The 24,566-nt window shown below is 71.4% G+C and carries 22 protein-coding genes; 13 read left to right on the top strand and 9 right to left on the bottom strand.

Features of this window, described 5'->3' with window-relative positions:
- Positions 1 to 6: 6 nt before the first annotated feature.
- From ACZ7M2_RS23835 to ACZ7M2_RS23815, 5 genes are read left to right on the top strand one after another with little or no spacing between them, the layout of a single operon-like run.
- The gene (locus tag ACZ7M2_RS23835) at positions 7 to 1,377 is read left to right on the top strand and encodes an L-fuconate dehydratase (protein WP_471596948.1); all 1,371 of its coding nucleotides are present in this window, start codon (positions 7 to 9) and stop codon (positions 1,375 to 1,377) included.
- Complete coding sequence (locus tag ACZ7M2_RS23830) at positions 1,374 to 2,132, top strand: SDR family NAD(P)-dependent oxidoreductase (RefSeq protein ID WP_471596947.1); 759 nt, start codon at positions 1,374 to 1,376, stop codon at positions 2,130 to 2,132. The genes ACZ7M2_RS23835 and ACZ7M2_RS23830 overlap by 4 nt, the downstream gene beginning before the upstream one ends.
- On the top strand, positions 2,129 to 3,142 hold the full coding sequence (locus ACZ7M2_RS23825; RefSeq protein ID WP_471596946.1) for an aldo/keto reductase: 1,014 nt from the start codon (positions 2,129 to 2,131) through the stop codon (positions 3,140 to 3,142). The genes ACZ7M2_RS23830 and ACZ7M2_RS23825 overlap by 4 nt, the downstream gene beginning before the upstream one ends.
- Entirely contained in the window at positions 3,139 to 3,453 is a 315-nt protein-coding gene (locus ACZ7M2_RS23820) for an L-rhamnose mutarotase (protein ID WP_403698236.1), read from the top strand. Before ACZ7M2_RS23825 ends, ACZ7M2_RS23820 begins: the two co-directional genes overlap by 4 nt.
- Positions 3,450 to 4,289: an amidohydrolase family protein gene (locus tag ACZ7M2_RS23815; protein ID WP_471596945.1), complete on the top strand. Its 840-nt coding sequence runs from the start codon at positions 3,450 to 3,452 to the stop codon at positions 4,287 to 4,289. Before ACZ7M2_RS23820 ends, ACZ7M2_RS23815 begins: the two co-directional genes overlap by 4 nt.
- A gap of 28 nt (positions 4,290 to 4,317) precedes the next feature.
- Here the strand turns inward: ACZ7M2_RS23815 and ACZ7M2_RS23810 are convergent, their stop codons facing one another.
- Entirely contained in the window at positions 4,318 to 5,739 is a 1,422-nt protein-coding gene (locus tag ACZ7M2_RS23810) for a lipase maturation factor family protein (RefSeq protein ID WP_471596944.1), read from the bottom strand.
- 176 nt (positions 5,740 to 5,915) lie between these two features.
- Here ACZ7M2_RS23810 and ACZ7M2_RS23805 point away from each other — a divergent pair, with 176 nt between their 5' ends.
- The 3 genes from ACZ7M2_RS23805 to ACZ7M2_RS23795 all read left to right on the top strand — a co-directional run bounded on the left by ACZ7M2_RS23805 (position 5,916) and on the right by ACZ7M2_RS23795 (position 10,330).
- Positions 5,916 to 7,205 carry a DUF6777 domain-containing protein gene (locus ACZ7M2_RS23805; RefSeq protein ID WP_471596943.1) on the top strand — a complete coding sequence of 430 codons (1,290 nt, stop codon included), beginning with the start codon at positions 5,916 to 5,918 and terminating at the stop codon, positions 7,203 to 7,205.
- 101 nt (positions 7,206 to 7,306) lie between these two features.
- Entirely contained in the window at positions 7,307 to 9,382 is a 2,076-nt protein-coding gene (locus ACZ7M2_RS23800) for a SpoIIE family protein phosphatase (protein ID WP_471596942.1), read from the top strand.
- 87 nt (positions 9,383 to 9,469) lie between these two features.
- Positions 9,470 to 10,330: an Fpg/Nei family DNA glycosylase gene (locus ACZ7M2_RS23795; RefSeq protein ID WP_471596941.1), complete on the top strand. Its 861-nt coding sequence runs from the start codon at positions 9,470 to 9,472 to the stop codon at positions 10,328 to 10,330.
- Positions 10,331 to 10,358: 28 nt separating this feature from the next.
- Here the strand turns inward: ACZ7M2_RS23795 and ACZ7M2_RS23790 are convergent, their stop codons facing one another.
- The 3 genes from ACZ7M2_RS23790 to ACZ7M2_RS23780 all read right to left on the bottom strand — a co-directional run bounded on the left by ACZ7M2_RS23790 (position 10,359) and on the right by ACZ7M2_RS23780 (position 12,459).
- Positions 10,359 to 11,015: an anti-sigma factor family protein gene (locus ACZ7M2_RS23790; protein ID WP_352049899.1), complete on the bottom strand. Its 657-nt coding sequence runs from the start codon at positions 11,013 to 11,015 to the stop codon at positions 10,359 to 10,361.
- A 236-nt stretch (positions 11,016 to 11,251) separates the two neighbouring features.
- On the bottom strand, positions 11,252 to 11,767 hold the full coding sequence (locus ACZ7M2_RS23785; protein WP_471596940.1) for a hypothetical protein: 516 nt from the start codon (positions 11,765 to 11,767) through the stop codon (positions 11,252 to 11,254).
- A 152-nt stretch (positions 11,768 to 11,919) separates the two neighbouring features.
- Positions 11,920 to 12,459, bottom strand: coding sequence for a sigma-70 family RNA polymerase sigma factor (locus ACZ7M2_RS23780; RefSeq protein ID WP_060899753.1), 540 nt, complete (start codon positions 12,457 to 12,459; stop codon positions 11,920 to 11,922).
- A gap of 241 nt (positions 12,460 to 12,700) precedes the next feature.
- On the opposite strand from ACZ7M2_RS23780, the gene ACZ7M2_RS23775 reads away from it, so the two are divergent.
- Positions 12,701 to 13,855, top strand: coding sequence for a CapA family protein (locus ACZ7M2_RS23775; protein WP_471596939.1), 1,155 nt, complete (start codon positions 12,701 to 12,703; stop codon positions 13,853 to 13,855).
- 39 nt (positions 13,856 to 13,894) lie between these two features.
- Here the strand turns inward: ACZ7M2_RS23775 and ACZ7M2_RS23770 are convergent, their stop codons facing one another.
- A complete protein-coding gene (locus ACZ7M2_RS23770; RefSeq protein WP_471596938.1) occupies positions 13,895 to 14,359 on the bottom strand; it encodes a universal stress protein in 465 nt (154 codons plus the stop codon).
- A 198-nt stretch (positions 14,360 to 14,557) separates the two neighbouring features.
- Here ACZ7M2_RS23770 and lysX point away from each other — a divergent pair, with 198 nt between their 5' ends.
- Together lysX and ACZ7M2_RS23760 are read left to right on the top strand one after the other, a co-directional pair.
- Positions 14,558 to 17,845, top strand: a complete 3,288-nt coding sequence (gene lysX / locus ACZ7M2_RS23765) for a bifunctional lysylphosphatidylglycerol synthetase/lysine--tRNA ligase LysX (RefSeq protein ID WP_471596937.1) — start codon at positions 14,558 to 14,560, stop codon at positions 17,843 to 17,845.
- A gap of 81 nt (positions 17,846 to 17,926) precedes the next feature.
- Positions 17,927 to 18,772 carry a polysaccharide deacetylase family protein gene (locus ACZ7M2_RS23760; protein WP_471596936.1) on the top strand — a complete coding sequence of 282 codons (846 nt, stop codon included), beginning with the start codon at positions 17,927 to 17,929 and terminating at the stop codon, positions 18,770 to 18,772.
- 76 nt (positions 18,773 to 18,848) lie between these two features.
- On the opposite strand, the gene ACZ7M2_RS23755 is transcribed toward ACZ7M2_RS23760, so the two are convergent.
- On the bottom strand, positions 18,849 to 19,511 hold the full coding sequence (locus ACZ7M2_RS23755) for a class F sortase (RefSeq protein ID WP_352049893.1): 663 nt from the start codon (positions 19,509 to 19,511) through the stop codon (positions 18,849 to 18,851).
- A gap of 332 nt (positions 19,512 to 19,843) precedes the next feature.
- Here ACZ7M2_RS23755 and ACZ7M2_RS23750 point away from each other — a divergent pair, with 332 nt between their 5' ends.
- Positions 19,844 to 20,746 carry a hypothetical protein gene (locus ACZ7M2_RS23750; RefSeq protein WP_471596935.1) on the top strand — a complete coding sequence of 301 codons (903 nt, stop codon included), beginning with the start codon at positions 19,844 to 19,846 and terminating at the stop codon, positions 20,744 to 20,746.
- A 109-nt stretch (positions 20,747 to 20,855) separates the two neighbouring features.
- Here the strand turns inward: ACZ7M2_RS23750 and ACZ7M2_RS23745 are convergent, their stop codons facing one another.
- From ACZ7M2_RS23745 to ACZ7M2_RS23735, 3 genes are all read right to left on the bottom strand, one after another.
- Positions 20,856 to 21,449, bottom strand: a complete 594-nt coding sequence (locus ACZ7M2_RS23745; RefSeq protein ID WP_471596934.1) for a hypothetical protein — start codon at positions 21,447 to 21,449, stop codon at positions 20,856 to 20,858.
- 223 nt (positions 21,450 to 21,672) lie between these two features.
- On the bottom strand, positions 21,673 to 22,437 hold the full coding sequence (locus tag ACZ7M2_RS23740; RefSeq protein WP_471596933.1) for a bestrophin-like domain: 765 nt from the start codon (positions 22,435 to 22,437) through the stop codon (positions 21,673 to 21,675).
- Positions 22,438 to 22,452: 15 nt separating this feature from the next.
- A complete protein-coding gene (locus tag ACZ7M2_RS23735) occupies positions 22,453 to 23,016 on the bottom strand; it encodes a hypothetical protein (RefSeq protein ID WP_471596932.1) in 564 nt (187 codons plus the stop codon).
- A 282-nt stretch (positions 23,017 to 23,298) separates the two neighbouring features.
- On the opposite strand from ACZ7M2_RS23735, the gene ACZ7M2_RS23730 reads away from it, so the two are divergent.
- Positions 23,299 to 24,246, top strand: coding sequence for an SCO0930 family lipoprotein (locus tag ACZ7M2_RS23730; RefSeq protein ID WP_060897635.1), 948 nt, complete (start codon positions 23,299 to 23,301; stop codon positions 24,244 to 24,246).
- Positions 24,247 to 24,566: the final 320 nt, after the last annotated feature.

Genomic DNA, 24,566 nt, shown 5'->3' with positions numbered 1-24,566 from the left:
CCTCCCGTGTCCCCAACTGCCGCCCGTATCACCGCGGTCGACACCTACGACATCCGTTTCCCCACCTCGCGCGAGCTCGACGGCTCCGACGCGATGAATCCGGACCCCGACTACTCGGCGGCGTACGTCGTGCTGCGCGGCGACGCGGCCGACTGCCCGGAGGGGCACGGCTTCACCTTCACCATCGGGCGGGGCAACGACGTCCAGGTCGCCGCGATCGAGGCGCTGCGCGGGCATGTGGTCGGACGCTCGGTCGACGAGCTGTGCGCGGACCCGGGCTCCCTCGCCCGGGACCTGATCGGGGACAGCCAGCTGCGCTGGCTCGGGCCCGAGAAGGGCGTGATGCACATGGCGATCGGCGCCGTCGTCAACGCCGTGTGGGACCTGGCCGCCAAGCGTGCCGGGAAGCCCCTGTGGCAGCTGCTCGCCGATGCCGAACCGGAGTGGCTGGTCCGCCAGGTCGACTTCCGCTACCTCACGGACGCCCTCACCCCCGAGGAGGCGCTCGAACTGCTCCGTCGTGGCCGGGAGGGCGCCGCCGAGCGCGCCACGATCCTCCGGGAGAGGGGCTTCCCCGCCTACACCACCTCGCCCGGCTGGCTCGGCTACAGCGACGAGAAGCTCACCCGCCTCGCCGCCGAGGCCGTCGCCGACGGGTTCCGGCAGATCAAGCTGAAGGTGGGTGCCGATCTCGCGGACGACGTACGCCGCTGCCGGGTCGCCCGCTCGGTGGTCGGCCCCGACATCCGGATCGCCATCGACGCCAACCAGCGCTGGAACGTGGACGAGGCGATCACCTGGACCAAGGCCCTCGCCGAGTTCGAGCCCTACTGGATCGAGGAGCCCACGAGCCCCGACGACGTCCTCGGCCACGCCGCCGTCCGCGAGGCCGTCGCCCCCGTCAAGGTCGCCACCGGCGAACACGTCCAGAACCGTGTCGTCTTCAAACAGCTCCTCCAGGCCGGCGCCATCGACGTCCTGCAGATCGACGCCGCCCGCGTCGCCGGCGTCAACGAGAACCTCGCCATCCTGCTCCTCGCGGCCAAGTTCGGCGTGCCCGTCTGCCCGCATGCCGGCGGGGTCGGCCTGTGCGAACTCGTCCAGCACCTGTCGATGTTCGACTTCGTGGCGCTCTCCGGCACCACCGACGACCGGGTCATCGAATACGTCGACCATCTGCACGACCACTTCCTCGACCCGGTGGTGATCAGGCAGGGTCACTACACGGCACCCACCGCGCCGGGCTTCTCCGCGACCATGCGGCCGCAGTCCATCGCGGAGTTCACCTACCCCGGCGGCACCTTCTGGGCCGCCGACCTCGCCCACCAGAAGTCCGACAGCCGGCAGAGCGACAAGCAGAAGGGGGAAGCGGCGTGAGTGCCGACTTCGAAGGACTCAAGGCGCTGGTGACCGGTGGCGCCTCCGGCATCGGCCGCGCCACCGCCGAGCTGCTCGCCGCCCGTGGGGCGCGGGTCGCCGTCCTCGACCTGGACCCCTCGACGGTCGAAAAGCCCCTGCTCGGTTTCCGCGCCGACGTCACCGACGACGCCTCCGTACGCGTGGCCGTGGCCGCGGCCGTCGCGGACCTCGGTGGACTCGACGTGCTGGTCAACAACGCCGGGATCGGCGCCCAGGGCACCGTCGAGGACAACGCCGACGACGAGTGGCACCGGGTCCTGGACGTCAATGTCGTCGGCATGGTCCGTGCCGCCCGCGCCGCCCTGCCCCACCTGCGGGAATCCGCGCACGCGGCGATCGTGAACACCTGCTCCATCGCCGCCACCGCCGGGCTCCCGCAGCGCGCCCTGTACTCCGCCACCAAGGGCGCCGTCCTCTCCCTCACCCTGGCGATGGCCGCCGACCACCTCCGCGAGGGCGTCCGCGTCAACTGTGTGAACCCCGGCACCGCCGACACCCCCTGGGTCGGCCGCCTCCTCGACGCCGCCGCCGACCCGGCCGCCGAACGGGCCGCGCTGGAGGCCCGCCAGCCCTCCGGCCGGCTCGTCTCGGCGGACGAGGTCGCGGGCGCCATCGCCTACCTGGCGAGCCCGCTGTCCGGCGCCACCACCGGCATCGCCCTCGCCGTGGACGGCGGCATGCAGGGACTGCGACTGCGGCCGGTGGGCCAGTGAGCACGCTCGGAAGGAGCACGCTCGGGAACAGCGGTGTCGAGGTCAGTGCCCTGTCCTTCGGCGCCGCGGGCATCGGCAACCTGTTCACCGCCGTCAGCGAGGAACAGGCGCACGAGACCGTCGACGCCGCCTGGTCCGGGGGCATCCGCTCCTTCGACACCGCCCCGCACTACGGCATCGGCCTCTCCGAACGCCGTCTCGGCGCGGCCCTGCGCGATCGCCCCCGCGCCGAGTACAGCCTGTCCACCAAGGTGGGCCGCCTGCTGGAACCCACGGGCGCGGACGCGGGCGGCGACGACCTCGCCGACGGCTTCGCGGTGCCCGCCACGCACCGGCGCGTCTGGGACTTCAGTGCCGAGGGCGTACGACGCGGCATCGAGGCCAGCCTCGAACGCCTGGGCCTCGACCGCGTGGACATCGTCTACCTCCACGACCCGGACGACCACGCCGAGCAGGCCTTCCAGGAGGGCTATCCGGCCCTGGAGCGGCTGCGCTCGGAAGGCGTGGTCGGCGCGATCGGCGCGGGCATGAACCAGGCCGAGATGCTCACCCGCTTCGTCCGCGACACGGACGTGGACGTGGTGCTGTGCGCGGGCCGCTACACCCTGCTCGACCACGCCGCGCTGACCGAACTGCTGCCCGCCGCCCAGGAGCGCGGCACCTCGGTGGTCATCGGTGGCGCCTTCAACTCCGGCCTGCTGGCCGACCCGAGGCCCGGAGCGACGTACGACTACGCGACCGCTCCGGCGGAGTTGCTGGACCGCGCCCTGCGACTGAAGGAGATCGCGGAGCGGCACGGCACCACCCTGCGCGCCGCCGCGCTGGCCTTTCCCGCCGCCCACCCGGCCGTCGCGAGCGTCCTGGCCGGCGCCCGCTCGGCGCACGAAGTCCGCGACTGCGTCGAGCAGTTCACGACCCCGGTGCCGGAGGACTTCTGGCGGGAACTGCGCGAGGCGAAGCTGCTGCCCGAGGACGCCCCCGTACCCGTACCCCCACAGGACCCGTCATGAGAGTCGCCCTGCACACCAAGGTCCGCGCGGACCGCGTCGCCGCGTACGAGGCCGCCCACCGGGAGGTCCCCGAGGAGCTCACCACGGCCATCCGCGCCGCCGGAGCCACCTCCTGGACGATCTGGCGCAGCGGCACCGACCTCTTCCACGTCCTGGAGTGCGAGGACTACGAGCGCCTACTCGCCGAACTGGAGAAACTGCCGGTCAACATCGCCTGGCAGGCGCGCATGGCCGAACTCCTCGACGTCGTCCACGACTACTCGAGCGAGGGCGCTCAGGCGGGGCTGCCCGTCGTGTGGGAGCTGCCGTGAGGGTGGACGCGCACCACCATGTGTGGGACCTCTCGATCCGCGACCAGGACTGGATCACCGGGCCCGAACTCCAGCCACTGCGACGTGATTTCGGCGTGGCGGACCTCGCACCGCAGGCACGCGCCGCCGGCGTCGACCGCACGGTCCTCGTACAGACGATCACCGTGCCCGAGGAGACCCCGGAGTTCCTCGCCCTCGCGGCGCAGAGCGAGCTGATCGCGGGTGTGGTCGGCTGGACCGACCTGACCCGGCCGGACGTCGCCGAGGAGCTGGCCCGGCTGCGGGAGCTGCCGGGCGGCCGCCGGCTCAAGGGCATCCGCCACCAGGTACAGGGCGAGCCCGACCCGGAGTGGCTGCTGCGTCCGGACGTACGGGAGGGGCTCGCCGCCGTCGCCGAGGCGGGCCTCGTCTACGACCTGGTCGTGCTGCCGCACCAGCTGTCGGCCTGTGTCCGGGCCGCCGCCGGCCACCCCGGACTCACCTTCGTCCTCGACCACTTGGGCAAGCCACCGATCGCCACGGGCGCGCTGCGGCCCTGGGCGACGGCCGTCCGGGCGCTGGCCGCGCTCCCCAACACCGTGTGCAAACTCTCCGGCATGGTGACCGAGGCGGACCACGCGAAGTGGACGGTCGACGGGCTGCGCCCCTACGCGGACACGGTCCTGGACGCCTTCGGACCCGGCCGGCTGATGTTCGGCTCCGACTGGCCGGTGTGCACGCTGGCGGCGTCGTACGGACAAGTGGTCGATGCGGCCGAGGAGTTGACCGGGGGACTTGGCGCGGCGGAACGCGCCGAGGTCTTCGGCGGCACCGCCACCCGGGTCTACCGGCTCTGATCCACCCGTCCGATCCGCCACGTCCGGTCTACCGGCTCTGATCCACCCACTCCAGCCGCATCGGCGGCAGGAACTCCCGCACATACGTCCGGTGCCAGCACGCACCCGTCTCCCGCAGCTCGTGCCACGTCGTGTAGCGGTAGCGGTAGAGGCGGGCGCGGACGTACCGGGGCGGTGCGTCCGCCGGGAACGGACAGCGGCGCAACAGCCGTAGCGTGTCGCGGTCGTTCTCCAGGAGCCGTTCGACCAGGCCCGTGAACCACGAGGCGGCGTACGCGGGGGAGAGCGCCGCGAACCACATCAGCCAGTCGAGCCGCAGATGGTACGGCGCGTACTGGCGCGGCCAGTGGCGAAGATCGCCCGGCTTTCCCTTGAACTCGTACTCCTTCCACTCCGAGTCCTCCCGCGGCACGGGGTCCGCCGTGCCCTCGACGACCACCTCGTGGCGCACCCGGCTGACGCTGCCGAACGCGCCGTAGGTGTTGACCAGGTGCAGCGGGTCGAAGGAGCGGTTCATGACCTGGCGCCGGGAGATCATGTTGCGGGCGGGGCGGTAGCTGAGGGCCACCAGGCCCGTGGCGACCGCGAGGACCACGATCTCGTACCAGAGGGGTGGGCCGGCCACGTGCGGGGGAGTGGTGGGGAACTCGATCGCGGAGAGGGCCAGCACGATGGTGGTCCAGTTCAGCCAGGAGAAGTTGCCGGACAGGACCAGCCAGATCTGGGTGAGGACCATCAGCGACGCTGCCGCCGTCGCGATCGGCTGCGGGGTGAACAGGAGGACGGGCACGACGAGCTGGGTGAAGTGGTTCGCCGCCACCTCGACCCGGTGGAAGGGCTTGGGGAGATGGTGGAAGAACCAGCTCAGCGGTCCCGGCATCGGCTGGGTCTCGTGGTGGTAGTCGAGGCAGGTCAGCTCCCGCCAGCAGGCGTCCCCGCGCATCTTGATCAGCCCGGCGCCGAACTCCACGCGGAACAGCACCCAGCGCAGCAGGAAGAGGACGACGACCGGCGGGGCCACCTCGTCGTTGCCGAGGAACACGGCGAGGAAACCGACCTCCAGGAGCAGGGACTCCCAGCCGAACGCGTACCAGGTCTGGCCCACGTTGACGATCGACAGGTACATCGCCCAGGGCACCAGCCAGAGCACCATGGCCCCCCAGAGCGGGAGCCACTGGTCCAGGCCGGCGACCAGCGCCACCGACACCGCGCAGCCGGCCCAGGCCCAGGCCGCGAAGAAGCGGTCCGAGTAGCGCAGGTGGAACACGCTCGGGGCATCGCGGAAGGCGACCCGCGCAAGGAACCGCGGCACCGGAAGCATCCCCCGCTCCCCGATCAGCGCACGGAACTGGAGCGTTGCGCCCAGGAAGGCGACGACGTAGACCACGGCCAGAGCCCGCTGGAAGACCAGCCGGCTCAGCCAGTAGTCGGGGGCGACGAACCACTCCACGCGAGCCACTCCTCTTCCCTTGTCTTCCATTGTGACGCTGGGTGACCGTCTCCGCTTGCGTGAGCCAACTGGGCGACACAGACAATAGTGGACGAAAACCCCGGAATGGCCGGGAGGTCGTGGTGCAACGGGAGGAAGCAGTGCAACGGGAGAACGTGGTGCGACAGGAGAACAGCGTGGTGCACATACCCACCCGGGCCTTGGTCATGGCCTGCGCGCTCTCGGCGGCGCTCCTCGTCGCCGGGTGCGGCGGCCGAGGCGGCGAGAGCGCGGCGTCCGGGGCCGACGGGGGTGAGGTCGTCCTGCAGCCGGTCGCCGGCGGCGGCCGCGACCCGTTCACCGCGTCCACGGCCGCCGACTCGCCGTTCATCACCCGAATGCCGTACCCGGCGACACCCGCGAACCGTGGCTCCGCCCCGCAGGGCGTGCGCTCCTTTCCCGGCTCCACACCCGGCCTCTACGGCGGCACCCGGGCCGTCGGCAGCTGTGACGTCGGGAAGCAGATCGGCTTCCTCTCCTCGGACCCCGGCAAGGCGCGCTCCTTCGCGCAGGCGGCGGGCGTCGCGCAGGCGGCCGTCCCGGACTTCCTGCGCGGTCTGACCTCGGTCGTGCTGCGCGCCGACACGCAGGTCACCGACCACGGCTTCCGTGACGGCCGGGCGACCAGCTTCCAGTCGGTGCTCCAGCGGGGCACCGCGGTCCTCGTCGACAACCGGGGCGTGCCGCGTGTGCGCTGCGCCGGCGGCAATCCGCTGAGCCCGCCCGTCGTGTCCAGGGCGACCCCGGGGACCCAGGGGCAGCCCTGGTCCGGTTTCCGTCCTGGCAACGTTGTCGTCGTGACCCCGGCGTCCGCCGCGATCAGGAACGTCACGATCATCGACATCGCCGACAACAGGTGGATCGAACGGCGGATCGGGGACGACGGTCACCGGGACGTCGTCCTGCGGCCACCGGTCTCGGCCGCGAGCCCCGGCCGTCGCCCCGACGCAAGCCCTGGCACAAGCCCCAGTGCGAGCCCCGGTACGAGTCCCGGTACAAGCCCGAGCACGGTCCCGGAGCACAGCCCGCGGACGGGCCCCTTGGCGGACGCGCCGCCCGACTGTGTGGCGCCCACCCTGACCGTCACCCCGGAGGGAACCCCGGGCATGCCGGCGGAGGCGCCCGTGGCCGCGGTGTCGAACTGTCTCCCGCCCACCACGACCGCCCCGCCGCCCGCCTCGCCGACCCCACGGCCCGACATCTCCCTGCCGCCCCTGGTGCCGTGGACCCCCGCCCCCGACTCCACGGAGATCGACCGGAACGTCCCGCAGGACCCCCTCGCCCCGCTGGACCCCTCGGAGGACGAGATCGGCCCCGACACCGTTCCGGAGATCCCCGACCTGCCCGACGGCGGTGGTCTGATCCCCGACGAGTCGCCCGATGCGGACACCGTCTTCGACACCCCGACGGACGTCTTCGACGGCTGAGCGTCGAGCGGCCGGGGGAGCCCGAATCCGGACTCCCCCGAAGCCGCGTACCGGACTCCCCTGAAGTCGAATAATCGGCCGAATGCTGGCAAGGTGGGCGCATGGTTGATCGGGGAGCGAGCGCCCTGTCACTCCCGGACGACTGGCCCGCCCACCCGGATCCGATCCTGGCGCTCAACCGCATGGGCAGTTTCGACTGGGACCTGGACTCCGGTCTGATGCAGATGGACGCCCAGGCCCACGAAGTCTTCGACGTGCGTCCCGAGGAGTACGACGGCCGCCCCGAGACCCTGTCCCTGCGGGTGCCCGCGACCGAGGGGATCCGTCTCGACACGCTGGTCTCGCACGCCCTCAAGGACGGCAGCGAGAACTACGGCGCCTACTTCCGCATCCGCTGCCGCGACGGCTCACTGCGCTGGACCCACACCCAGGGCTACATCCGCCGCGACGGGACGGGCCGGCCGCGCCGGATCATCGGCATCGTCCGCGACGCCACGCAGGAGCTCGGCGAGAGCGCGGCGCGCCGCGAACAGGCGGCCCAGGACGAGGCGCGGCGCCAGCAGACGAACGTCGTGCAGATCACCACGGCCGCCCTCGCCCACGCCCGCACCGTCCAGGACGTCATCGACGTCCTCAAGGACTCCCACGGCCTCACCCATCTCGGCGCGACGAGCCTGGTCATGGGCCTGGTCGAGGCCGGACGCATACGGCTGGTCGCCGAGGGCCCCGAGGGCAGCTTCGTCCCCGGCACCATGGTCACCCGCATCGACGAGCAGTACCCGATGAGCGAGGTCGTACGCACCCTCGCCCCGCGCTTCATCGACTCGCCCGAGGACTTCTCCGACTCGTATCCGCTGCTGTGGCCGCACATCACCGACCTCAAGATCACCTCGGCCGCCTACCTGCCGCTCATCGCGCAGGCCCGCCCCATCGGCGCGATGGGACTGCTCTACAACGACCGGCGCGGCTTCTCCTCGGAGGAGCGCAACGTCCTCGTCGCGCTCGGCAGCAGCATCGCCCAGAGCCTCCAGCGGGCCATGTTCTACGAGCAGGAGAAGGACCTCGCGCAGGGCCTCCAGCAGGCCATGCTGCCGCGCTCCATACCGAACGTGCCCGGCGCCGACATCGCCGTCCGCTACCGATCCGCCTCCCTCGGCCGGGACATCGGCGGCGACTGGTACGACGTGATCCCGCTGCCCGGCGGTCGCGTCGGCGCCGTCATCGGGGACGTCCAGGGCCACGACACCCACGCCGCCGCAGTCATGGGCCAGTTGCGGATCGTGCTGCGGGCCTACGCCGCCGAGGGGCACACCCCCGCCACCGTGATGGCCCGCGCTTCGGTCTTCCTGCACGAACTCGACACCGACCGCTTCGCGACCTGCCTGTACGCGGAGGCCGACCTGTCCACCGGAGTCGTCCAGCTGGTGCGGGCCGGCCACATCGACCCGGTGATCCGGCAGAACGACGGCACCTGCCGCCGGCAGTCCGTCACAGGGGGCCTGCCGCTCGGTCTGTCCGCCTTGTTCGGGCGCCTCGAATACCCCGTCGACACGGTCGAACTGGACCCCGGGCAGACCCTGGTGCTGTGCACCGACGGCCTGGTCGAGCAGCCCGGCGTCGACCTCGACGAGGGCATGCACACCCTCCTGGAGCTGATCCGCTCGGGCCCGGATGATGTACGCGACCTCGCCGACCGGCTCATCGACGTGGCCGAGGAACGCGGCGGCGACGACGACGTGGCCCTGCTGGCGCTGCGCCGCCGGGGCCCCGGGCCCCAGCAGTCCGGCGGGCGGCTCCAGCAGCATGTCGCGCCCGGCGACCCCGACGCGCTCACCGAGGCCCGGCACATGATCCGGGCCGCGGTCCGCGCCTGGGGCGGGGGAGAGCGCGCCGACGATGTCGAACTGGTCGCCGACGAGCTGATCACCAACGCCCTCATGCACACCGAAGGCGCCGCGATCGTCACCCTGCGGGTCCTCAGCGGCCCGGACCGCCGGCTGCGCGCGGAGGTCGAGGACTCCTCCAGCGCCCTGCCGCGCCGCCGCGAGGCGGGCGAGTCCGGTGTCTCCGGCCGCGGACTCCTCCTGGTCGACCGCCTCGCCGACGTCTGGGGCGTGGAGGCGCGCGGCGGCGGCAAGTGCGTGTGGTGCGAGTTCCTGGTCCCGGAACGGGACTGACCGGGTGCGGCGGGGGACCGGCCGCCGTCGCCTCAGGAGGTGGGCGGTTCGGCTGGTGTTGTCGGTGGCGGGTGGCACTCTGGAGCCATGCCGGAACTGCCAGAGGTCGAAGCGCTCAAGGACTTCCTGGCCGACCATCTCGTCGGCCGCGAGGTCGTGCGCGTGCTGCCCGTCGCCATCAGCGTCCTGAAGACCTACGACCCGCCCGTGACCGCCTTCGAGGGCCGTGAGGTGACCGCCGTGCGCCGGCTCGGCAAGTTCCTCGACATCGAGGCCGACGGACTGCACTTCGTGACCCACCTGGCCCGCGCGGGCTGGCTGCACTGGAGGGACACGCTGCCCGACGGCCCGCCCCGCCCCGGCAAGGGCCCGCTCGCGCTGCGTGTCGCCCTGGAGACCGGCGAGGGCTTCGACCTCACCGAGGCCGGCACACAGAAGAGACTCGCGGTGTACGTCGTCAGGGACCCGGCGGAGATCCCCGGTGTGGTCCGCCTCGGCCCGGACCCGCTCGCCGCCGACTTCGACGAGGAACGGTTCGCCCGGCTGCTCGCGGATGAGCGCCGCCAACTCAAGGGCGCACTCCGGGACCAGAGCCTGATCGCCGGCGTGGGGAACGCGTACAGCGACGAGATCCTGCACGCCGCCAGGATGTCCCCCTTCAAGCTGGCCGCCTCACTGACCCCCGAGGAGACGACCCGTCTCTACGAGGCGCTGCGCTCCACGCTCACCGACGCGGTGGAGCGCTCCCACGGGCTGGCCGCGGGGCGCCTCAAGGCGGAGAAGAAGAGCGGGCTGCGGGTGCACGGCAGAACGGGCGAGCCCTGCCCGGTGTGCGGCGACACCATCCGCGAGGTCTCCTTCAGCGACTCCTCGCTGCAGTACTGCCCGACCTGCCAGACGGGAGGCAAGCCACTCGCGGACCGCCGGTTGTCCCGGCTGCTCAAATAGTCCGGGAGCAGCGGGGAACAGCCCGGGATCAGTGGGGCGTGACGGTCACCAGGTGCTTGCCGTCCGTCGTGCGCACCTCGAACCGGCTGATCTCGTCGGACTTGAGCGCGGCGCCGCCCTGCAGGGTGGTCGCCTCGCCGTTGTGCGCGGGCACCATCCAACTCGTCACCGTCTGCTGAGAACCGTCCTTGCCGATGGCGACGAGCTGACAGGGGCGCGGGCCCCCGGCGTCCTTGACCTCGACCTGGACCTGGCTGCCCCAGATGCGGTCCGCGGTGGTGACCTTGGCCCATACGCCGGTCTGCGCGTCCGTCGACGCGACCGCCGCCGTCTGGGACCCGGAACCGTGCGACGTGACCATCGCGATCGACGGACCGCCCACCGCGAGCACCACGGCGGCGGCCACCGCGTACAACCAGCGCCTGCGCCCGGCCCGGTGCCGGGTCGCCACCTCACTGAGGAGTTTGTCCATCAGGCGCGGCCCGGGGGCGGCGAAGGGGTGCACGGAGCGCGGGGTGGCGTGCCGGTACAGCATCAGCTGCCGCGTGGCGGGCCTGAACTCACTCACGTGCGCCGCGCACTGGGGGCACTCCATGAGGTGATCCTCGAAGCGGAACGCCTCCGCCTCGTCCAGCACGCCGAGCGCGTAGGCGCCGACGTCGCGATGCCGTTCCAGGGACCTCATACCGAATACCGAATCCTCGTGGCGATGGTGCGGGGGTGGGAGTGGTGTTGCTGTTGCCCACGGGTACGCACCAGACCGTCGAATCACTCAAGACTCGTTCGGAATCGCGGCCAAGACATTCGGAGCGGGCGGGCTCGCGGATTGGTGCGAGCCCGAAAAAAGTTGTGCGGAAAACTTGTTTGGCGGAGTGCGGAGCCCTGAACAGGGGTTACCGGCGGTCCGCCCGGTCGTGGCGATCAGAAGAGATGGATCGCCAGATGTCCCAGGGGCAGACCCAGTCGCCAGGCCGGTGTCCACACCTTCGGACCGTCGTCCTCGCCCGGGATCGGGCCGCCGCCGGGTACGGCGTCCAGGTCCGGGGCGAGCAGTTCGGTCTCCTCCAGCCAGCGCCAGGCCGCCCTCGCCAGTTCCAGGTCCGGGGCGGGGCCGCCGGACTCGACCGCCTCGGCCGAGCACCGCGCCATGTGCTCGCGCACCCAGTCCTGCCACGGCTGGTCGTACGCCGTCAGCGAGAGCCAGGTCTCCAACTGCGAGACGACCCGGATGCCCGAGAGTTCGCCGTCAGTGTCGGAGAGGAAGATGGTCAGTGCCAGGGCGTCACGCCCGGCGCGGAACTCGAAGGACGTGGGCGGCATCAGGTCGCCGGTCCGCAGCAGCTCGTCGGCGATGTACTCGGCGTACAACCACGCCATGGGGACGGTGAGTTCCCCACCGCCGGTGCCGTCCGTGCTCTCTTGGCCTCTGTGCAGCATCCCTTCCTGCCTTCCTCCGGTTTGCGTGCGCGTCGCCCGATCCCGAGCCCTTGGGGGTTTCCCCCCAATCCGGAACACGGATGAGGACAGCTGATTGCTCAACCATGGTCCTCAGCAAGGCGCTTTACGGAGGTTTGACTCGGCCTTCGGTTTCACCGCAGGTCGGCCGCGTATCCCGGAAGAACCCGGCGCAGGGCGCGCAGCGCGTAGTACGCACGAGACTTCACGGTACCGGGCGGAATCCCGAGCGCCGCGGCGGCCTCCGCCACACTCGCCCCCTGGAAGTACACGAGCACCAGGACTTCACGATGCTCGGGAGTGAGTGTCTTCACAGCCTCCCGCACATCGAGCGTCGCCGCCGACCTTTCGGCGTGATCCGCGCAGACCCGCGCGCTTTCCAGCACCGCGTCCCCGACCTCCGGCGGACGCGCCTGGCGGGCCCGCCGTGCATCGATCGCGAGCCGGCGTCCCACGGTGAGCAGCCAGGGGCGTACGGAGTCGAAGTCGTCGGCGCGCAGCGCCTCGGGGTGCTGCCAGGCGCGGACGAGCGTCTCCTGCAGCAGATCCTCGGCGCGTTGGCGGTCGCCGTCGGAGAGTCGCAGGAGCAGGGCGAAGAGGGGCCGGCCGTGCTCGCGCTGCAGCGCGGCCAACTCGTGTTCGGCGGTCGTCTTGGTGGTGGTTCCGGCCGTCATGGCGTGTATGCCAGCGGGTGCCGCTCCGCTGGGACAGGCCCGGAGCACGGGTCTGCGGTGGGCGGTCGATGCCGTCGGTGAACGGCGCGGTGAACGGTTCAGCGGGGCCCGGTGGCGCCCCGACGGGCGGTTCCCCGAGGGCCGGACGGGCTACGGATGCGCGTCGCTTCTTGACTCAACCCCTTCGATTGGATGGATTTACCTCACTTCCTACTTAAATATGACTACATCGAGGCTGGGAATGATCACACGTAGTCGACTGGCCGCCATCGCTCTCGGGGCCGTACTCGTCGTGGGCGCCGGCTGCCGGGCCGACCAGGAGCCGTCCGCCCGGAGCACCGGGCACCCCGGCGCGCCCCTCACCTCCCACGGCTTCACCCTCGTCGCCTCCGGCGACGTGCTGGCGCACACCTCGGTCACCGAGCGGGCGAACGCCGACGCGGGCGGCACCGGATACGACTTCCTGCCGATGTTCGAAGGGGTGAAACCCCTGGTCTCCGGTGCCGACCTGGCGATCTGTCACATGGAGACCGTGTACGGATCCGACGGCGACCACACCGGCAACCCCGCCTTCAAGATTCCACCGCAGGTGGCCGACGGGCTCGCGGCGACCGGGTACGACGCCTGCTCCACCGCCTCCAACCACTCCCTGGACGACGGCGCCGCGGGCGTACGGCGCACGCTGGACGCCCTCGACCTCGCCGGCGTACGGCACGCGGGATCGGCGCGCACGGCGCAGGAGGCGTATGTGCCCACCCTCATGCGCGCAGGCAACGCGGTGGTCGCCCACCTCGCCTACACCTACGGCACGGACGGCTTCCCGATGCCCCAGGGGCAGCCCTGGAGCGTCAATCTCATCGACCGCGACCGGATCCTCGCGGACGCCCGGGCCGTCAGGAAGGCGGGCGCCGACGTGGTCGTCGTGTCCCTGCACTGGGGCACCGAATGGCAGGAACAGCCCAACACCCAGCAGCTGACGCTGAGCCGGGAGCTCACCGCCTCGCGCACGGGCGGGCGGCCCGACATCGACCTGATCCTCGGCACGCACGCGCGTGTCCCGCAGGCCTACGAGAAGGTCAACGGCACGTGGGTCGTCTACGGGATGGGCGACCAGATCGCGGGCGAGATGTTCAACCGCCAAGGCATCCAGGACTCCCGGGGCAACGAGAGCACCCTCGCCCGCTTCACCTTCACCCCGCCCGCGCGCAAGGGAGGCCGCTGGGAGGTCACGAAGGCGGAGTTCGTCCCGCAGCTGTTCGACATCGACGCCGGGCGGGTGGTCGACATCAACGCGGCTCTGGCCCAGGGCGCCGACCTGGCCGGTGTACGCGACCGCATCCGTGACGTGGTCCTCAGCCGCGGCGCGGCCCACGACGGCCTGATGATGGCGCAGTAGGACCCACGGAGTTCACGGGGTCCCTGGGACCCACGGGGTCTATGGGACAACCGTGACCGGCCAGCGGCCTGCCTTCACCATCCGGATCGCCACCGACCCGATGATCCGGTGCCCCGCCTGCTCGGAGGCGCCGACCACCACGGCGTCCGCCTTCAGCTCGTCCGCCGCCGTCACCAGACCGTTGTAGGGATCGCCGCGGAAGGTGTGGAACTCCCAGCGCACCGCGAATATGTCCTTGACCTTCTCGGTGGCCTCCCGGATCTGTGCGATGAGGTCCTCGGCGATCCGGTCGGTCGTCTCGGCGACCGGCGCCCCGAACGCCGCTCCCGCGGCCATGACGGGCTGCACGTACACGAGGGCGAGCAGCGCGTGCTGCCGCCTGGCCAGCCCGGCGGCGTAGGCCGCCGCGCGCAGCGACGAGTCCGAGCCGTCCACGCCGACGACGATGACCTTGGGACCGTCCGTGCCACGCTCGAATCGGTGCGAGGGTTGCTGTTCCGCCACACCACCGAGGCTATCGGAAGCCGCAGGTCGGGAGCAGGGCGGGCCCGTGGCGTCCCGCATGGGACGGAACGGGGGAAGTGTCCGTCCGCACGGCCCCCCACGGCCCGCCGGGACCCGCCGCGACCGCCGTCCGCGTCGGCGACGAGTGGGACGACGCTCGACGGGCGCCCGCGGCCGGGGCTTCCTAGAGTCGACACCATGAGCGCCACCGTGGAGGCCCGCGGACCGAGGGACGCCACGGGTCCCGTACCGCCGTCCCGGGTCGGCTTCCTCAGCAAGGTGCCCGAAGGCTTCGCGGCCTTCTTCGGCGCCCTCTCGCTGCTGTGCGTCCTGCTGGCCTTCTTCGCCCCCGTGCGCCGTCTGCTGCACCCCGTCGTGGCCTTCCTCGACCTGTTGATCGTCCCGGTCAGCGCCAACCTCGCGTACGCCGTCTTCCTCTTCCTGCTCGCCGCCGCGACCGCCGCCCGCAAGAAGGTCGCCTGGTGGCTGGTCGTCGTCTACCTCGGCCTGCTGGTCTTCTTCGACATCGTGGGCCTGGCGATGGGCCTGTACGCCGAGTCGCTGCCGTCCTTCGTCGCCTGCGGACTGCTGCTGGTGCTCCTGATCGTGGCGCGCCGCGAGTTCTACGCCGACTCCCGGCGCGGCGCCGTATGGCGCGCCCTGGCCGTACTGCTCGTCGGACTCGCCGTGGCGATCCTGATCGGCTGGGGCCTGGTCGAGTGGTTCCCCGGCACACTGGCCTCGGGAGAACGGCTGCTGTGGGCGGCCAGCCGGGTGTGCGGCGGGCTGGTCCCCAGCAGCTCGTTCAGCGGGCGCCCGCCCCGCAAGCTCTTCTTCGTCCTCGGCCTCCTCGGCGCCCTCGCCCAGCTCAACGCCGTCGCCACCCTCTTCCGCTCCCAGCGACTGGAGGCGGCCCTGCGCGGCGACGAGGAGGCCCGTATCCGCGCCCTCCTGCGGGCGTACGGCGCCGACGACTCCCTCGGCTACTTCGCCACCCGCCGCGACAAGGCCGTCGTCTTCTCGCCCAGCGGCAAGGCCGCCGTCACCTACCGCGTCGAGGCCGGCGTCTGCCTGGCCAGCGGCGACCCCGTCGGCGACCGCGAGGCCTGGCCGCACGCCATCGAGGCCTGGCTCGACCTGGCCCGCCGCTACGCCTGGGCGCCCGCCGTGATGGGTACCTCGGAGGACGGCGCCAAGGCCTTCGCGCGCGCCGGGCTCGGCGCGCTCGAACTCGGCGACGAGGCGATCCTGCACGTCGCGGGCTTCGACCTGGACGGCCGCGACATGCGTGTCACCCGCCAGGCGGTGCACCGCGTGCGGCGCACGGGCGCCACCTGCCGGGTACGCCGCCACTCCAGCCTCACCGACGAGGAGATGGAGGAGCTCATCGACAAGGCGGACGCCTGGCGCGACACCGAGACCGAGCGCGGCTTCTCCATGGCGCTGGACCGGCTCGGGGACCCCACGGACGGCGACTGCCTGCTCGTCGAGGCACTGACGCCCGAGGGCAAGCTCCTCGCGCTGCTCTCTTTCGTGCCCTGGGGCAAGGACGGCATCTCGCTCGACCTCATGCGCCGCGACCGCAGCGCCCCGAACGGCGTCATGGAGTTCATGGTCGCCGAGGTGTGCGCGGCGGCCGGGACGTTCGGCGTACGGCGCATCTCCCTCAACTTCGCGGTGTTCCGGTCGGTCTTCGAGGAGGGCGCCCGGATCGGTGCGGGGCCGGTGCTCCGGCTCTGGCGCGGACTGCTGCTGTTCTTCTCCCGGTGGTGGCAGCTGGAGGCCCTCTACCGGTCCAACGCCAAGTTCCAGCCCGAGTGGTACCCCCGCTTCATCTGCTACGGCGACACCGGCTCCCTCGCCCGCATCGGGCTGGCGTCCGGCATCGCCGAGGGCTTCGTCTCCGTGCCCTCGCTGCGCAAGCTCTGGGGCAAGGGGCACCCGAGGAGCGGCGCCCAGCCCGCGAGCACCGCGGGCCTGCCCTCGCTGTCGGCCCTCGGCCTCGACGAGGGCGAGCAGGCGGCGGCCACCGATCCGACCGCGGGCCTGCCCGAACAGATCCGCCTCCGCCACCGCACACTCCACCGGCTGCGCGCCGACGGAGTCGACCCCTACCCGGTGGGCGTCCCGTCCCGCACCCACACCCTCGCCGAGGTCCGCGCGGGACCGGCGGGACAGCACGTGACCGTCGCCGGGCGCGTCGTCCTCGTACGGGACTTCGGCGGGATCGTGTTCGCCGTCCTGCGCGACTGGTCCGGCGACCTCCAGCTCGCCCTCACCCGGCTGGAGTCCGGACCCGAGCTCAGACGCTTCCGCCAGGACGTCGACATCGGCGACCACATCACCGCCGAGGGCCTCGTCGGCGTCAGCGACCTGGGCGAACCGACCGTCTTCGGCTCCTCCTGGCAGCTCACCGGCAAATGCCTGCGCCCGCTGCCCGACAAGCGCCGGGGCCTCGCCGACCCCGAGGCGAAGGTGCGCCGCCGCTATCTCGACCTGGTGTCCAGCCCCGACGCCCGCGAGGTCCTGCGGGCCCGCTCCACCGCCGTGCAGGCGCTGCGCCAGGGCCTGCTGGACCGCGGCTATCTCGAGGTCGAGACGCCGATGCTCCAGCAGATCCACGGCGGCGCCAACGCCCGCCCGTTCACCACCCACATCAACGCCTACGACCTGAACATGTACCTCCGCATCGCCCCCGAGCTGTACCTCAAGCGGCTGTGCGTGGGCGGCCTGGAGAAGGTCTTCGAGCTGGGGCGCACCTTCCGCAACGAAGGCGTCTCCCACAAGCACAACCCCGAGTTCACCATGCTGGAGGCCTACCAGGCGTTCGCCGACTACGACGTGATGCTCGACCTCACCCGCGAACTGATCCAGGGCGCCGCGACCGCCACCTTCGGCGCGCCCGTCGCCCGCAAGGACGGCACCGAGTACGACATCTCCGGCCCGTGGCCGGTCAAGACGGTGTACGACGCGATCTCGGAGGCCCTGGGGGAGGAGGTGGACCCCGGCGCGTCCGTGCCGGACCTGCACCGGCTGTGCGACGGTGCGGGAGTGCCGTATCGGCCGGACGACGGTCAGGGTGACGTCGTACTGGAGATGTACGAACGACTGGTCGAGGAGAAGACCCTGCTGCCCACGTTCTACAAGGACTTCCCGACCGACGTCTCCCCGCTCACCCGGCAGCACCGCACCGACCCGCGCCTCGCCGAGCGCTGGGACCTCGTCGCCTTCGGCACCGAACTGGGCACTGCCTACTCGGAGTTGACCGACCCCGTGGAGCAGCGGCGGCGGCTGACCGCGCAGTCGCTGCGGGCCGCCGGGGGAGATCCCGAGGCGATGGAGCTCGACGAGGACTTCCTCGACGCGCTGGAGTACGCGATGCCGCCGACCGGGGGGCTCGGCCTCGGCGTGGACCGGCTGGTCATGTTCCTCACGGGGCTGACGATTCGGGAGACATTGCCGTTCCCTCTGGTGCGTCGGCGCTGAGCTGGTCCCAACGGGTGCTTTCCTGAGTCCACACCGGTGTTGCTCAGCCGCGCCACGCCTTCGTTGGGCGACTGATGAGTCATGCAAAAGGATCAGCTGCTCACGCGGCGCCGGGCGTTGATCGCCGGTGCCGCCGTTCTCGGGGCGGCGGGGGCGGCGGGCACGGCCCGCGTCCTCACCGCGGATCCGGCCGGGAGCCCGGTACGGGGCGCACCCGTGGCCGGGGGTCCGCAGGCGCGTCAGGCGCTCAAGCCCTCCGCGTACCGCCTCGAGCCCATGACCGGATTCGCTCCGCCGCGCCGGACGCCCGGCAAGCCCGCCGTCCGGCGTGAGCCGATCATGCAGGTGAGCGGGCGCGGCCGCACGATGGTGCTGACCTTCGACGACGGACCCGATCCGCGCTACACCCCGAGCATTCTGCGCACCCTGCGCAAGCACGACGTACGGGCGACGTTCTTCGTCTGCGGGGAGATGGCCGTCGACAACAAGGACCTGCTGGCCGAGATGGCCGACGACGGGCACGTCGTCGGCAACCACACCTGGACGCACCCGTTGCTGACCGAGCTCAGCCGCTCCGAGATCCGCTCCGAGATCGCACGCACCAGCGACGTCATCGAGGACGCCTACGGCGAACGGCCCGTCTGGTTCCGCGCGCCCTACGGGGCCTGGAACCGGGCGACCTTCCAGATCGGCGCCGACCTCGGCATGGAACCGTTGGCCTGGACGGTCGACAGCCTGGACTGGACCACCCCGGGCACCGCCACCATCGTCGACCGGGTGGAGGAGGGCGCCGCCCCCGGCGTCGTCGTCCTCTCCCACGACGCGGGCGGCGACCGCTCCCAGACCGTCCGCGCCCTGCGCGAATACCTGCCGGAACTCCTCGACTCCGGCTACCACCTCACGGTGCCGCACCGCGAGGACTTCTGAGCGGGGAGCGGGCGCGGTCGCCCCCGACTCCGCCGACGGGCCCGGGAACACCGCCCGGGCCCGTCGGCGGGGAGTCTCAGCGGACCTCGACCAGGCGGGCGAACACGACGACGTTGCCGTCGTAGCCGTGCTGCTTGGAGAAACCGCCTCCGCAGGTGATGACCCGCAATTCGGGGGTGCCCTTGCTGCCGTACACGCGGTCACCGGGGAAGTTGTTCTTCGCGAATACGTCGACGCCGTAGATCTCGAATGTGGCCGTCTTCCCGTCCTTTCGCTGAACCTCGACCCGGTTTCCCTTCTTGAGGGAACCGAGCCCGTAGAAGACGGCCGGTCCCCGCATGTTGTCCACATGGCCCACGATCACGGACGTGCCCTTCTCGCCGGGTGACACCGCACCGGTGAACCAGCCGGCGAGATTGGCATTGTCGGGCGGCGGCGCGGCGACCCAGCCGGCCGAGTCAAGACCCACCGGTACGACCGGGGCATCCACCTGGATCGCCGGGATCCTGACCCGGTCCACCACGGAGTACGGCAACGCGGCGGGCCCGTTGGAGAAGGTGGCGACGGGCGTCCTGCTGTCCGCTGCCGCCGCCGTCGCGGGCTGTGGAGGGCCCACGTCGAACTCACCGGAACCATTCCGAATGAGCGCGAGGCCGGTCAGCAGAACAAGCGCTATTACGCCCCACGGGGCGCGCTTCTTCTGCCGCTCCTCCTCTTCGGCCACCTCGGACGCAAACATTCGCCATCCCCTCTCGACGCGGCCGTCGCCGCGTCCGTCGCGCATACCAGAACGCTAAGTGCAGCATGCCCGGCAGGCGACGGGGCGCGGGCGAACGGGTGTCGGGGCATCCGCGTGGTGAGCCATCCGAGTTGCCAAGGGCAGGAAATTTCTGACGGTCCGTGACCTGCGGCAATATCCGATTGTGTGTAAATCCTTCGGCGTGTCTTCTCACCAGGACGGACCATTCTCGAAATGCGTCCCCGTGCACCGCATCTGAGGGTCTGTATGGGAGGCGCTTTCTCGCCGATCGACCGGGGACGGTTCCCGGGGCGTCTTCCGCGGAGGATCACATGCGTACAACTCGTGCCCTGGCGGTCGCTGCCGCCGTGGTCGCCGCGGTGGGGCTCGCCGCCCCGGTGGCGACGGCATCGAATGAACCGGGCAGCAATGAGTCGGGCAACAACGAGCCGAGCAACGACGAGCCGAGCGGAAGCGAGCGACTGGGCAACCCCGGTGGACCGGGCAACGGCACAGGGCTGAACAACGGCGGTGGCGTGGTCGGTGGCGGCGGGGTGGTCGGCGGCGGTGGCGTGGTCGGTGGCGGCGGGGTGGTCGGCGGCGGTGGCGTCGTCGGTGGCGGGGTGGTCGGCGGCGGTGGCGTGGTCGGTGGCGGTGGTGTGGTGGTCGGCGGCGGTGGCGTGGTCGGTGGCGGCCGCCCGGGTGACATCGGTCGGTTCAACGACAACGGTCGGTTCAATGACAACGGCCGGTTCCATGACAATGGCCGGTTCAACGACAACGGCCGCTTCGACGACCGCTTCGACGACCGCTTCGATGACCGCGGCCGTCACGATGTGCGGAACATCCTCGTCCGGCCCAGTGTCATCGCGCGGGGCGGCCAGCTGTCGATCACGGTGGACGGCGAAGCGTGCCTGCGGCCCGGCAGCACGGTCTCCTCGCGGGTCTTCCGCACCACCCTGCTGCGCCGGGTGGGCGGCGACACGTCCATCGCGACGGTCACCGTCGACCGTGACGCGCGCCCGGGGTCGTACGACATCACGGCCCGCTGTGAAGACCGAAGGCTGACCCGGCCCGCCGCCTTCACCGTCATCGGCGGTGTCAGCGGTGGTCTCGGTGGCAGCGTCGGCGGAGCGGCGCCCGCCGACGTCGCGATCGGCAGCGGACTGCTGACCGCCGGCGTCGTCGGCGGTGGGCTGTTCTGGCGGCGCCGCAGGTCCGAGCGGCGGATCTGATCGGTGCTCTCACCCTTGGCGGTGCCCCGCGTACCGCGTGTCTGACAGGCCTTCGCCCCGGACCTTCTCGCCGAGATCCGGGGCGAGGAGGGCCCCGAGCGGCGAGCGGTCACGACTCCTCGTCGGTGACGCGGCGCGTCATGGACCACGCCGTGCCGACACAGCCGGCGACGAGCGCGGTTCCCAGTCCGATCTCCTTGAGGTCGAAGCCACCGCCGGAGCTCCCGCCGACACCGGCCTTGACACCTCGTAGCACGGAGGCCGGGACCTGGACCTGGGTCGGGTCGGAGTAGTCGGTGCCGGAGCGGGCGGGGGCGATGGTGAGCTCGGTGTGGCCGCTCTCGTTGCCGCACTGGAACGTCACCTGGTGCACCGAGCCCGCTCTGGCGTCCCCGTCGATCAGGGCCGTCGCCGACGACTGGCCCTTGGGGATCGTGACCGTGTCGAAGACTTCCGAGGAGACCCTGGCGACGGAGTCGCAGCTCTCCGCGGTCAGCCGGAGCCGGCCGCCCGCCGCGATGCTCTGCGGCTGCACGTCGAAGCCGAACGAGGTGATGTTGCTGTTGCCCCGGCCACTGTCACGGCCACTGGCACGGCCGCCGTCACTGTTTCCGTCGCCGTTTCCGGCGAGAGCGGCGGTTGCGGAAAGGGTGAGCGCGATCACGCCCAGCAGTGCGGCCGAAGCGACGCGTATCGGGTGCATGGTGAGCCTCCGGGTCCCCGAGGAGCCTTGCTGCGGACCTTCCGCCTGCGTCTTAAACGCGCCTCGATGTTCGAAACGCTAGGAAGGCGTGCACGTGGGCGCGATCGCAGTAGCGCGAATGGGGTAACCGGGTGGGCCGTACGGGGGAATGTGGGTGCGCGATCGGGGGACGGACCCGGTGTGGCGTCCGTCCCCCGACCCTCCGGCCGCTAAAGGAGACCGGTCACTTCGGAAGGTGCGGGAACAGTGCCGTGAAGGGTTCCGCCGAGGCTGCGATCCCCCGGCTGTAGGGCGCGTCGAAGTCCCAGATCAGGAAAAGCAGGAACGCGATCAGGGCGGAGAAGAGCCCGGCGAGGATCAGTTCCCTCTTGGTGCGCCGGATCTGGAGCGCGAACACCATCCCGATGGTGACCACGGCTCCGGTGATCAGCCCGAACCACACCACGCCCGGCATGGTCGCGTCCGTCGAGTCGGCGCGGGCGTTGCGTGCAGCGTCGGCCGCGGTCACCTGGTCGACCAGCGGCTGGTAGGTCTGGGCCTCGAAGTCCGACCTCGGCTGGTAGCCGCTGACGTCCTGGCGGACCACCTCGAAGAGCCGGCCGCCCTTGGCGGTGACACGGCCGTGGTCGGCCATGGTCTTCCACTCGGTTTTGACGACGTATCCGACGTACGCGTCGACGTCGCCGCGGATACGGTCGCGCACGTCCGGCGGATAGACGCGGACCCGCTCCGAGATCTCGTGCAGGGCCTGGGCCTCCGCCTGCACATGGTCCTGGGCGGCGCTGCGGGCCTCCCAGACTCCGGCGATGGCCAGTCCCAGGACGATGGCGTAGACCACGCCGATCATCATGGTCATGTATTCGATCACGTCCGGGGTCTCGGACGGATCCTCGTCGTCGGGGGCCCGGCGGGTGCGTACGAGGGACACGACGAGGACGACGACACACGCCGCCGCCATCGCGAGGACGAGAACAAGCCATTCCGACAAGGATGCCTCCAGGGGTCAGCGCGGACGCAGCGCCGCGACGGCGAGCAACGCGGGCACGGTGACGAGCAGGGTGAGCGAGACCAGGGACGGTCCGCTGCGGGGCGAGTGCTTGCGCGTCGGGGCGCGGTAGGCCGGATAACTCACCGGGGTGGCCGACGGTTTGGGCCGCGCCTTGTGCGTGGGCGAGGGCGTCGGTGTGGGCTTCGGCGCCGGCGGAGGTGCCGGCCTCGGCGGTGGCGCCACGGCGGGGGGCCGCGGGGTCGGCGAGGCGGGTGGAGGCGGTGGCGGGGGAGCCGGCGGCGGGGGCTTCGGCCTGGGCCTGGGCGGAGGCGCCGGGGGTGGTGGGGGCGGCGGTTTCGGAGTGGGTGGGGGCGTGGGTGACGGGGGCGGCGGGCTGATGGTGCAGAGGTCGCCGCCGGCCACCGCCACCGCGTCCGTGCCGTCCGGGCCGATGGAGGCGTACGCGCAGGAGTCGGCGACCGCCGCCGAGGCCGGCGCGCCGCCGATGATCCAGGTCAGCGTCAGCAGCGCCAACACCCGTATGACGAGGGCGGACCGGGTCCGCTGTGGTCCATGCACGACGGAGATCATGAGGCGTATCGCGCCTGCGCACGCCGGAGCCGACGGGTATTGCCCCCGAACGAAGGACGTCCGGCTCGGACCGGTTTGACGCCCCCTCGGGACACGGCCACCGGGGTGGGAACAGATGCCCGAGAAGCATGGTGGCGTGGGGTGTGTCACAGCGTTCCGAAAGTTTTTTGTGCGGCCGTTGAACACATCCGCCACTCCCGCCCGTACCTAGGGCCATGCGCGGCGCAGCAGGGCGCTGCAACCCTTAACGCGAACAGTGGGAGTTACCCAATGAAGACCTCCTGGCGGAGCGCCTCACTCGTAGCGACAGCTGCGGCCGTGCTGGCGCTCACGACGGCGTGCGGTCAGGAATCGGGCACCCAGTCGACGGGGAGCCAGAACGTGGGCGCCGCCGCGGCTGCCAACGGTTACGGTCAGGCCACCAGTAGCAGCACCACTTCGCCCAACGGCTACGGCGCCGACCAGCAGAGTGCCGCCCCCAAGGCGGAATCCGCAGGTCAGCTGGCCGTCGCGGAAAGCACGACGCTCGGCAAGGTGCTGACCGACAGCGCCGGATTCACCCTGTACCGCTTCGAGAAGGACACCGCCGAGCCGCCGAAGTCGAACTGTGACGGCGACTGCGCGACCGCTTGGCCGCCCGTTCCCGCCGACGGCGCCGTGGCCGCCACCGGTGTGGACAAGGCCCTGCTCGGCGAGGTCACCCGCTCGGACGGCACCAAGCAGCTGACGATCGGCGGCTGGCCGATGTACCGGTACGCCAAGGACACCAAGGCCGGTGACACCAACGGCCAGGGCGTCGGCGGCACTTGGTACGCCTCCGCCCCCGATGGCAAGAAGGCGACCCTGGCCTCCCTGCCGGGCCTGTCGACCCGCAACGACCCCAAGCTCGGCGAGATCATCGTCGACAAGAACGGCCGGACGGTCTACCGCTTCCTGAAGGACCAGGCCTGGCCCGTCCCGAAGTCCGCCTGCACCGGTGCCTGCCTGGAGAAGTGGCCCGTCGTGGCCCCGGTCTCCGCCAGTGACACCAAGGGCGTGCAGAAGAAGGGCCTGATGGGCTTCACCCGCCCGGACGGCGCCAAGCAGATGACCGTCAACTGCTGGCCCATCTACACCTTCTCCGGTGACAAGGCGGCCGGAGACACCAACGGTCAGGGCGTGGGCGGTACTTGGTACGCCGTCGCCCCCGACGGAAAGCCGGTCGGCGCGCCGAAGTAGAGGATCACCTCCCCAGGGTTGATCGATCTCGCCCGGAACAACGCGTACGACCCGGGTCCGCCCCCTCCGCACCGCACGGAGGGGGCGGACCTCTTGGCGTACCCGGACCGCGCGGGGCGCGCGGATCGGACGACGTGAGGCGCGCGGTTCACTTGCCGAACGAACGCCCGGGAGTTTTCCACACCGGGGATACCCGACCCCCGGATACCGTCGCGACGCTTCGTAACTCCCGCGAACTTTTTGGAATGCTTCGCATCGATTTCGCGGTGACAGGGAACGGCGTGTTCGACTGACCTGCACCGGCCGCCAATTCGGCACAT

The organism is Streptomyces sp. NPDC111507 (genome assembly GCF_055638955.1).
This window is presented reverse-complemented; position numbering and strand designations above follow the sequence as displayed.

Coding starts and splice junctions, on each gene's coding strand:
- ACZ7M2_RS23820 (WP_403698236.1), top strand. CDS start 3,139: ATGAGAGTCGCCCTGCACACCAAGGTCCGCGCGGACCGCGTCGCCGCG.
- ACZ7M2_RS23800 (WP_471596942.1), top strand. CDS start 7,307: ATGGTTGATCGGGGAGCGAGCGCCCTGTCACTCCCGGACGACTGGCCC.
- ACZ7M2_RS23795 (WP_471596941.1), top strand. CDS start 9,470: ATGCCGGAACTGCCAGAGGTCGAAGCGCTCAAGGACTTCCTGGCCGAC.
- ACZ7M2_RS23790 (WP_352049899.1), bottom strand. CDS start 11,015: ATGAGGTCCCTGGAACGGCATCGCGACGTCGGCGCCTACGCGCTCGGC.
- ACZ7M2_RS23785 (WP_471596940.1), bottom strand. CDS start 11,767: ATGCTGCACAGAGGCCAAGAGAGCACGGACGGCACCGGCGGTGGGGAA.
- ACZ7M2_RS23780 (WP_060899753.1), bottom strand. CDS start 12,459: ATGACGGCCGGAACCACCACCAAGACGACCGCCGAACACGAGTTGGCC.
- ACZ7M2_RS23775 (WP_471596939.1), top strand. CDS start 12,701: ATGATCACACGTAGTCGACTGGCCGCCATCGCTCTCGGGGCCGTACTC.
- lysX (WP_471596937.1), top strand. CDS start 14,558: ATGAGCGCCACCGTGGAGGCCCGCGGACCGAGGGACGCCACGGGTCCC.
- ACZ7M2_RS23760 (WP_471596936.1), top strand. CDS start 17,927: ATGCAAAAGGATCAGCTGCTCACGCGGCGCCGGGCGTTGATCGCCGGT.
- ACZ7M2_RS23755 (WP_352049893.1), bottom strand. CDS start 19,511: ATGTTTGCGTCCGAGGTGGCCGAAGAGGAGGAGCGGCAGAAGAAGCGC.
- ACZ7M2_RS23750 (WP_471596935.1), top strand. CDS start 19,844: ATGCGTACAACTCGTGCCCTGGCGGTCGCTGCCGCCGTGGTCGCCGCG.
- ACZ7M2_RS23745 (WP_471596934.1), bottom strand. CDS start 21,449: ATGCACCCGATACGCGTCGCTTCGGCCGCACTGCTGGGCGTGATCGCG.
- ACZ7M2_RS23730 (WP_060897635.1), top strand. CDS start 23,299: ATGAAGACCTCCTGGCGGAGCGCCTCACTCGTAGCGACAGCTGCGGCC.